General features: G+C 66.0%; 10 protein-coding genes and 1 tRNA gene. All 11 read right to left on the bottom strand.

What is annotated here, in order from left to right:
• On the bottom strand, positions 1-1,778 hold a 1,778-nt coding region (gene nuoG / locus ABNT58_RS22980; RefSeq protein ID WP_348755726.1), incomplete at its 3' end, for an NADH-quinone oxidoreductase subunit NuoG.
• A 20-nt stretch (positions 1,779-1,798) separates the two neighbouring features.
• The gene (nuoF, locus tag ABNT58_RS22975) at positions 1,799-3,157 is read right to left on the bottom strand and encodes an NADH-quinone oxidoreductase subunit NuoF (protein WP_348755725.1); all 1,359 of its coding nucleotides are present in this window, start codon (positions 3,155-3,157) and stop codon (positions 1,799-1,801) included.
• Positions 3,158-3,159: 2 nt separating this feature from the next.
• Entirely contained in the window at positions 3,160-3,651 is a 492-nt protein-coding gene (locus tag ABNT58_RS22970; protein WP_348755724.1) for an NAD(P)H-dependent oxidoreductase subunit E, read from the bottom strand.
• Positions 3,648-4,901, bottom strand: coding sequence for an NADH-quinone oxidoreductase subunit D (locus ABNT58_RS22965; RefSeq protein WP_348755723.1), 1,254 nt, complete (start codon positions 4,899-4,901; stop codon positions 3,648-3,650). Before ABNT58_RS22965 ends, ABNT58_RS22970 begins: the two co-directional genes overlap by 4 nt.
• Positions 4,902-4,926: 25 nt before the next feature.
• Positions 4,927-5,529 carry an NADH-quinone oxidoreductase subunit C gene (locus ABNT58_RS22960; protein ID WP_348755722.1) on the bottom strand — a complete coding sequence of 201 codons (603 nt, stop codon included), beginning with the start codon at positions 5,527-5,529 and terminating at the stop codon, positions 4,927-4,929.
• A 31-nt stretch (positions 5,530-5,560) separates the two neighbouring features.
• Positions 5,561-6,037, bottom strand: a complete 477-nt coding sequence (locus tag ABNT58_RS22955; RefSeq protein WP_046113908.1) for an NADH-quinone oxidoreductase subunit B — start codon at positions 6,035-6,037, stop codon at positions 5,561-5,563.
• A 7-nt stretch (positions 6,038-6,044) separates the two neighbouring features.
• Positions 6,045-6,404, bottom strand: coding sequence for an NADH-quinone oxidoreductase subunit A (locus ABNT58_RS22950; protein ID WP_348755721.1), 360 nt, complete (start codon positions 6,402-6,404; stop codon positions 6,045-6,047).
• A 166-nt stretch (positions 6,405-6,570) separates the two neighbouring features.
• A tRNA-Leu gene (locus ABNT58_RS22945) sits at positions 6,571-6,655 on the bottom strand.
• Positions 6,656-6,774: 119 nt separating this feature from the next.
• Positions 6,775-7,167 carry a preprotein translocase subunit SecG gene (gene secG, locus ABNT58_RS22940; RefSeq protein ID WP_348755720.1) on the bottom strand — a complete coding sequence of 131 codons (393 nt, stop codon included), beginning with the start codon at positions 7,165-7,167 and terminating at the stop codon, positions 6,775-6,777.
• A gap of 25 nt (positions 7,168-7,192) precedes the next feature.
• Complete coding sequence (tpiA, locus tag ABNT58_RS22935) at positions 7,193-7,939, bottom strand: triose-phosphate isomerase (protein ID WP_348755719.1); 747 nt, start codon at positions 7,937-7,939, stop codon at positions 7,193-7,195.
• 7 nt (positions 7,940-7,946) lie between these two features.
• On the bottom strand, positions 7,947-8,319 hold a 373-nt coding region (locus ABNT58_RS22930; RefSeq protein WP_348755718.1), incomplete at its 5' end, for a zinc-binding dehydrogenase.

Raw genomic sequence — 8,319 nt, 5'->3', positions numbered from 1 at the left:
TCGGTGAACGGGGCGATGGGCAGCAGCACGTCGGCGTTGTCGACCTGCGCGTCCTTGAACGGCGTGAGTGCCACCACCAGACCCGAGCCTTCCAGCGCGGCACGGGCGGCGGCCGCATCGGCGGCGTCCAGCGTGGGCTCGAGGTTCAGCAGCAGCAGCGCCTTCATGGGCTGCGACAGCATCTGGCCGGCGTTCAGGCCGCCTTGGCGCGGCATGGCATGCACCAGCTGCGCGCCGACGGTGTTGCCGGCTTCGGTGAGGTAGCCGACCGAAGCCCCGGTGTGCTGCGCGATGAAGCCGGCCAGGGCCAGCAGCTGCGAAGCCTGCGGATGCTGCGCGGCGGCATTGCCCAGCAGCACGGCCTTCTGCTGGCCGGAGATCAGCGAGGTGGCGATGGCACGGGCCTCGTCCGTCGGCTCGATGCCGGCGTCCAGAGGCAGCGGGGAAACCGCACCGGTGGCAGCCGCCACCGCAGCGGCCACCTGGGCCAGCACGACCACCCAGGCGCTGGGGGCGGCGACCAGGCGCGTGCCCATGGGCATCAGCCAGTCGTCGTTCACGGCGCCCAGGCTGTGCACCTGCGCGCCATGGCGCGCGGCCTGGCGGATGCGCTGGGCCAGCAGCGGCTGGTCCTTGCGCAGGAACGAGCCGATGACGAAGGCGCGCTGCAGCGTCGACAGCGAAGCGATGCTGGTGCCCAGCCAGCGCACGCCGCCGTGCTCGAGGTTGAAGTCGGCGTGGCGGGTGCGGTAGTCGATGTTGTCGCTGCCCAGGCCGCGCACCAGCTTGGCCAGCAGGTGCAGCTCTTCCACGGTGGACTGGGCGGAACCCAGCGCGCCGATGCCGGCGACGCCGAACTCGGCCTTCACGCGCTTCAGGCCATCGGCCACGTAGCCCAGGGCCGTGTTCCAGTCGACGGCCTGCCACTGGCCGCCCTGCTTGATCATCGGGGTGGTCAGGCGGCTGGGGGTGTTCAGCGCTTCATACGAGAAGCGGTCGCGGTCGGACAGCCAGCACTCGTTCACCGCCTCGTTCTCGAGCGGCAGCACGCGCAGCACCTTGTTCGACTTGACCTGCACGATCAGGTTGGCGCCCACGCCGTCGTGCGGGCTCACGCTCTTGCGGCGCGACAGCTCCCAGGTGCGGGCGCTGTAGCGGAAAGGCTTGCTGGTCAGCGCGCCCACCGGGCACAGGTCGATCATGTTGCCCGACAGCTCGGAATCCACCGTGTCGCCGGTCACCGTGGTGATCTCGGAGTGCTCGCCGCGGTGGATCATGCCCAGCTCCATGATCCCGGCCACTTCCTGGCCGAAACGCACGCAGCGGGTGCAGTGGATGCAGCGGCTCATCTCCTCCATGGAGATCAGCGGGCCCACGTCCTTGTGGAAGACCACGCGCTTTTCTTCCTGGTAGCGCGAGGAAGAGCCGCCGTAGCCCACGGCCAGGTCCTGCAGCTGGCATTCGCCGCCCTGGTCGCAGATGGGGCAGTCCAGCGGGTGGTTGATCAGCAGGAACTCCATCACCCCCTGCTGCGCCTTGATCGCCTTGTCGCTCTTGGTGCGCACGATCATCCCGTTGGTCACGGGCGTGGCGCAGGCGGGCATCGGCTTGGGCGCCTTCTCCACTTCCACCAGGCACATGCGGCAGTTGGCCGCGATGCTCAGCTTCTTGTGGTAGCAGAAGTGCGGGATGTAGGTGCCCGCGGCGTCGGCAGCATGCATGACCATGCTGCCTTCGACCACGCTGACCTTCTTGCCGTCGAGTTCGATTTCAACCATGTTGTGTGTCCCGGTCGGCCTCAGGCCTGTGCGGTCGCAGCCGGCTGCGGGACCTTGGAAGTCTTGTGTTCGATGAGGTGGACGAACTCGTCGCGGAAATGCTTGAGCATCGCGCGCACCGGCATCGCCGCCGCGTCGCCCAGCGCGCAGATGGTGCGCCCCTGGATGTTGTCCGCCACCGAGTTCAGCAGGTCGATGTCTTCCGGCCGGCCCTGGCCGTTGGCGATGCGGTCGACCATGCGCCACAGCCAGCCCGTGCCTTCGCGGCAGGGCGTGCACTGGCCGCAGCTCTCGTGCATGTAGAAGTAGCTCAGGCGCAGCAGGCTACGCACCATGCAGCGGCTGTCGTCCATCACGATGACGGCGCCCGAACCCAGCATCGATCCCGCCTTGGCGATCGAGTCGTAGTCCATGGTGCATTCGTTCATGATGGCCGCCGGCAAGACGGGGGCCGACGAGCCGCCCGGGATCACTGCCTTGAGCTGGCGGCCGGTGCGCACGCCACCGGCCAGCTCCAGCAGCTTGGTGAACGGCGTGCCCAGCGGCACTTCGTAGTTGCCGGGCTTGTTGACGTCGCCCACCACCGAGAAGATCTTGGTGCCGCCGTTGTTCGGCTTGCCGATGTCGAGGTAGGCCTGGCCGCCGTTGCGGATGATCCAGGGCACCGCGGCAAAGGTCTCGGTGTTGTTGATGGTGGTCGGCTTGCCGTACAGGCCGAAGCTGGCCGGGAACGGCGGCTTGAAGCGCGGCTGGCCCTTCTTGCCTTCCAGCGATTCGAGCAGCGCGGTTTCTTCGCCGCAGATGTAGGCGCCGAAGCCGTGGTGCGCATGCAGCTGGAAGCTGAAGCTGCTGCCCAGGATGTTGTTGCCCAGGTAGCCGGCGGCGCGGGCTTCTTCGAGGGCAGCCTCGAAGCGCTCGTACACCTCGAAGATCTCGCCGTGGATGTAGTTGTAGCCCACGGTGATGCCCATCGCGTAGGCCGCGATGATCATGCCTTCGATGACGATGTGCGGGTTGTAGGCCAGGATGTCCCGGTCCTTGCAGGTGCCCGGCTCGCCTTCGTCGGAGTTGCACACCAGGTACTTCTGGCCCGGGAACTGGCGGGGCATGAAGCTCCACTTCAGCCCGGTGGGAAAGCCTGCGCCGCCGCGGCCACGCAGGCCCGAGAGCTTGACGTCGGCGATCACCTGGTCGGGCGTCATGCCGGCGCCGCCATCGGTGCCCAGGATGCGCTTGAGCGCCTGGTAGCCGCCACGCGACTCATAGTCGGCGATGGACCAGTTGCGGCCGTTCAGGCCCGCATAGATCTGCGCGCCGAGGTGGCGGTCGTGGAAGCAGGTTTCCAGGCCGGTGGACTGGAACTGGGAAAGGTCGGGCATCATCACTTTGCCTGCGCCTTCAAGGTGTCGACCAGCGCGTCGAGCCGCTCGTCGGTCATGTAGCTGACCATCTGCCGGTCGTTCACCAGCATCACCGGTGCATCGGCGCAGGCGCCCAGGCATTCGGTCTTCTGCACGGTAAACAGGCCATCGGCGGTGGTGCCGCCTTCTTCCACATGCAGGCGCGAGCACAGGTGCTCGAGCGCATGCTGGCCATTGCGCAGCTGGCACGGGAGGTTGGTGCAGACGTTGAGCTTGTAGCGGCCCAGCGGCTGCTGGTTGTACATGTTGTAGAACGTCGTCACCTCGTGCACCGCGATGGCGGGCATGCCGAGGTAGTCGGCGATCTCCTGCTCGCTCTCGGGCGAGACCCAGCCGAGCTCCTGCTGCGCGATCGACAGGCAGGCCATCACGGCCGACTGCCGCTGCTCATACGGGTACTTGGCAACTTCCTTGGCAAAGCGGGCCAGGGTGTCCGCGGAAAACAGGCTCATCGATCGATCTCGCCAAACACGATGTCCATCGTCCCGATGATGGCGACGGCATCGGCAATCATGTGGCCACGCGCCATTTCATCGAGGGCTGCGAGGTGCACGAAGCCCGGGGCACGGATCTTCAGGCGGTACGGCTTGTTGGCGCCGTCGCTCACCAGGTAGATGCCGAACTCGCCCTTCGGGTGTTCCACCGCCGCGTAGGCTTCGCCTTCGGGCACGTGGAAGCCTTCGGTGAACAGCTTGAAGTGGTGGATCAGCTCTTCCATGCTGGACTTCATGTCCGTGCGTGAAGGCGGCGCCACCTTGTGGTTGTCGGTGATGACCGGACCGGGGTTCTGGCGCAGCCAGGCGACGCACTGCTGGATGATGCGGTTGGACTGGCGCATCTCCTCGACACGCACCAAATAGCGGTCGTAGGTGTCGCCGTTCACGCCCACCGGCACGTCGAAGTCGAGGCGGTCGTACACCTCGTAGGGTTGGGTCTTGCGCAGGTCCCAGGCAATGCCCGAGCCGCGCAGCATGGCGCCGGTGAAGCCGAGGTTCTTCGCGCGCTCGGGCGTGACGACGCCGATGCCGACGGTGCGCTGCTTCCAGATGCGGTTGTCGGTCAGCAGCGTCTCGTACTCGTCCACCATCGTCGGGAAACGCTTGGTGAAGTCGTCGATGAAGTCCAGCAGCGAGCCCTGACGGTTGTCGTTCATCGCCGCAATCGCCTTGGCGTTGCGGATCTTCGAGACCTTGTACTGCGGCATCGCGTCCGGCAGGTCGCGGTACACGCCACCCGGGCGGAAGTAGGCCGCGTGCATGCGCGCACCCGACACCGCTTCGTACATGTCGAACAGGTCTTCCCGCTCGCGGAAGCAGTAGATCAGCATGTTCATCGCGCCGCAGTCCAGCCCGTGGCAACCCAGCCACAGCAGGTGGTTCAGCAGGCGGGTGATCTCGCTGAACATCACGCGGATGTACTGCGCGCGCTCGGGCACCTCGATGCCCAGCAGCTTCTCGATCGCCAGGCAGTACGCATGCTCGTTGGACATCATCGACACGTAGTCGAGGCGGTCCATGTAGGGCAGCGACTGGATGAAGGTCTTGCTTTCGGCCAGCTTTTCGGTGGCACGGTGCAGCAGGCCGATGTGGGGATCGGCGCGCTGGATGACTTCGCCGTCCAGCTCCAGCACCAGGCGCAACACGCCGTGCGCCGCGGGGTGCTGGGGACCGAAGTTCAGCGTGTAGTTCTTGATCTCTGCCATAGGAACCTGTTGGCGCCAGCGGCGCTCAGTGCAGCCCGCCGTAGTTGTCTTCGCGGACGATGCGCGGCGTGATCTCGCGCGGCTCGATCGTCACCGGCTGGTAGATGACGCGCTTTTGCTCGGGGTCGTAGCGCATCTCCACATGGCCCGTGGTCGGAAAGTCCTTGCGGAACGGATGGCCGATGAAACCGTAGTCGGTGAGGATGCGGCGCAGGTCGAGGTGACCCTCGAAGATGATGCCGTAGAGGTCGAAGGCCTCGCGCTCGAACCAATTGGCCGAGTTCCAGATCTCGTTGATCGAGGACACCATCGGCAGGTCGTCGTCGGGGCAGTACACGCGCAGGCGCAGGCGCCAGTTGTGCTGCAGCGACAGCAGGTGCACCACCACGGCGAAGCGCGGGCCTTCGTAGGCGCCGCTGTCCTGCCAGCTGCTGTAGTCCATGCCGCACAGGTCGATCATCTGCTCGAACTGCAGCGCCGGGTCGTCGCGAAGCTGTCGGGCCACTTCGGCGTACACGGCGGCGGCCACGGTGATGGTGATCTCGCCGCGTTCGCGCTTGAACGTCTTGATCTTGTCGCCGAGCAACGACTGGAGCGCGGCTTGCAGGTTGTCGAGTTTCTGGGTCATGCGAAGGACGGAGCGCTGTGTGACCGGCCGCTCAGCGGGCGATCGTGTTCTCGCGGCGGATCTTGGCCTGCAGTTGCAGGATGCCGTAGAGCAGCGCCTCGGCCGTGGGCGGGCAGCCCGGCACGTAGACGTCCACCGGCACGATGCGGTCGCAGCCCCGCACCACCGAATAGCTGTAGTGGTAGTAACCGCCGCCGTTGGCGCAGGAGCCCATCGACAGCACCCAGCGCGGCTCGGCCATCTGGTCGTACACCTTGCGCAGGGCCGGCGCCATCTTGTTGCACAGCGTGCCAGCCACGATCATCAGGTCGGACTGGCGCGGGCTGGGACGGAACAGCATGCCGAAGCGATCGATGTCGTAGCGGGCCGCGCCCGCGTGCATCATCTCGACCGCGCAGCAGGCCAGGCCGAAGGTCATCGGCCACAGCGAACCGGTCTTGGACCAGTTGATCAGCTTGTCGACCGACGTGGTGACGAAGCCTTCTTTCAGAACGCCTTCGATGCCCATTTTTCAGTTACTCCCAGTCGAGGGCGCCCTTCTTCCATTCGTAGATGAAGCCCACGACCAGGATGGTCAGGAACATCATCATCGCCCAGAAGCCGGTGGCGCCGATCTCCTTGAGCGCGACGGCCCAAGGGAAGAGGAATGCGATTTCGAGGTCGAACAGGATGAAGAGGATGGCCACCAGGTAGTAGCGCACATCGAACTTCATGCGGGCGTCTTCGAAGGCCTCGAAGCCGCACTCGTAGGGCGAGTTCTTCGCCACGTCAGGCCGTTGCGGCCCGAGAAGGAAACCCAGCACCTGCGGCACGATACCTACACCGATACCGACCAGGATGAACAGGATGACAGGTAGGTACTGTTGCAGGTCCATGGCTCTTGGCTTGGGTTGGTCGGGTCATCACCCGGGCAGCAAAAAGCGCGCCGGAACCCCGGTGGGTTCACTCAGCGCGCCCAGTGTCCCCTGTGTTGCTCATCGCATTCAGGGCGCTGTCCTGCAAAGTGCCGGATGAGGACCTTGCCTTACAACCCATATGTTGTGGTGCCGACGGCGAGACTCGAACTCGCACAGCTTTCGCCACTACCCCCTCAAGATAGCGTGTCTACCAATTTCACCACGTCGGCGGTACTTGTCTTTACAACCCTTCGGCTGGCATGAGGTATAGCTACCGAAGAGCCTCGCATTCTAGCCCGAAAAATCCCGCACTACGAGGGTTCTCACCAACGTGATGCGGGGAACACGCTCAGGGCTTCGGAATCACCGAGCCCGAAGCGGCCGGCACAGCGGGCACGGCCGAAGCCGGTGCACTGAGAGCGGGCGCCGAGGCGTCGCCAGCCGGTGCCGAAGGAATCGCGCGATCGAACACGGTGCCACCGGTGGTGGGCTCGGCCATGCGGTCGCGGCTGCTCAGGTAGGCCAGGGCCAGCGTGCACACGAAGAACACGGTGGCGCAGGCGGCGGTGGAACGCGACAGGAAGTTGGCGCTGCCGGTGGCGCCGAACAGGCTGCCGGAGGCGCCGCTGCCGAAGGAGGCGCCCATGTCGGCGCCCTTGCCGTGCTGGATCAGCACGAGGCCGATCATCGCGATCGCCGTCAGGAGCTGGACCGCCAGCACGATGTTCATCCAGATTTGCATGATGCTTGTGTGACTCAGGAAGTTGTCAGGGCGCCGCGCGGCAGATGGCGACGAAGTCGGCGGCCTTCAAAGAGGCCCCACCGATCAGACCGCCGTCGATGTCGGGCTGCGCGAACAGGGTTGCGGCGTTGTCGGGCTTGACGCTGCCGCCGTACAGAAGCTTCATCGCGCCGGCATGCGGCGTGGCCGCCTGCAGCTGCGCACGCAGCAGCGCATGCACCGCCTGCGCCTGCTCGGGCGAAGCGGTCTTGCCGGTGCCGATGGCCCACACCGGTTCGTAGGCCACGACCATCTCGCCCACGCAGTGGCCCAGCGTGTGGATGACGGCCGACAGCTGGCGCTTGACCACCGCCTCGGTCTCGCCCGCCTCGCGCTGCGCCAAGGTTTCGCCCACGCAGACGATGGGCGTGATGCCCTTGCCCAACGCGGCCTTGGCCTTGTCGGCCACCAGCTGGTCGGCCTCGGCATGGTAGGCACGGCGCTCGGAGTGGCCGACGATCACATAGCGGCAGCCGAACTCGTGCAGCATGGCGGCCGACACCTCGCCGGTGTAGGCGCCCTGCTCATGGGCCGAGCAGTCCTGCGCGCCCCAGCGGATGTCGCTGGCGGCCAGGGCCACCGCCACTTCCGACAAGAACGGGAACGGCACGCACACCGCCATGTCGGCATTGCTCGGGCCGGCGATAAGCAGGCCTTCCAGCAGCTCGGCATTGGCCTTGTGGCTGCCGTGCATCTTCCAGTTGCCCACCACCAGTTTGCGTCGTGTAGTCATCGTCCAATCACCAGCTCAAAACGATCTTGCCCACGTGGCTGCTCGATTCCATCAGCGCATGTGCCTGCGCGGCCTGCGCGGCAGGAAAAGTGCTGTGGATCACCGGCCGCACACGGCCTGCCTCGATCAGCGGCCACACGGTGGCGCGCAGCTCCTTGGCCAGCACGGTCTTGTAGTCGACCGAGCGCGGGCGCAGCGTGGAGCCGACGATGGCGATGCGCTTGCGCAGCACCAGGCCAGCATCGATGGCGCTCTTGGTGCCGCCCTGCACCGCGATCAGCGCCAGGCGGCCGTCGGTGGCCAGGCACTCGATCTCGCGGCCGATGTAGTCGCCGGCCACCATGTCGAGCACCACGTCCGCGCCCTTGCCGCCGGTGATG

This window comes from uncultured Aquincola sp. (genome assembly GCF_964001545.1).
Taxonomy (GTDB): domain Bacteria; phylum Pseudomonadota; class Gammaproteobacteria; order Burkholderiales; family Burkholderiaceae_C; genus Aquincola.
Note: the sequence above shows the minus strand (reverse complement) of the source record. Positions and strands in the feature narration are given on the sequence as shown.

What these genes read in the sequence shown, in the direction of transcription:
- nuoF (WP_348755725.1), bottom strand. Translation starts at nt 3,157, where the DNA reads ATGCCCGACCTTTCCCAGTTCCAGTCCACCGGCCTGGAAACCTGCTTC.
- ABNT58_RS22970 (WP_348755724.1), bottom strand. Translation starts at nt 3,651, where the DNA reads ATGAGCCTGTTTTCCGCGGACACCCTGGCCCGCTTTGCCAAGGAAGTT.
- ABNT58_RS22965 (WP_348755723.1), bottom strand. Translation starts at nt 4,901, where the DNA reads ATGGCAGAGATCAAGAACTACACGCTGAACTTCGGTCCCCAGCACCCC.
- ABNT58_RS22960 (WP_348755722.1), bottom strand. Translation starts at nt 5,529, where the DNA reads ATGACCCAGAAACTCGACAACCTGCAAGCCGCGCTCCAGTCGTTGCTC.
- ABNT58_RS22955 (WP_046113908.1), bottom strand. Translation starts at nt 6,037, where the DNA reads ATGGGCATCGAAGGCGTTCTGAAAGAAGGCTTCGTCACCACGTCGGTC.
- ABNT58_RS22950 (WP_348755721.1), bottom strand. Translation starts at nt 6,404, where the DNA reads ATGGACCTGCAACAGTACCTACCTGTCATCCTGTTCATCCTGGTCGGT.
- secG (WP_348755720.1), bottom strand. Translation starts at nt 7,167, where the DNA reads ATGCAAATCTGGATGAACATCGTGCTGGCGGTCCAGCTCCTGACGGCG.
- tpiA (WP_348755719.1), bottom strand. Translation starts at nt 7,939, where the DNA reads ATGACTACACGACGCAAACTGGTGGTGGGCAACTGGAAGATGCACGGC.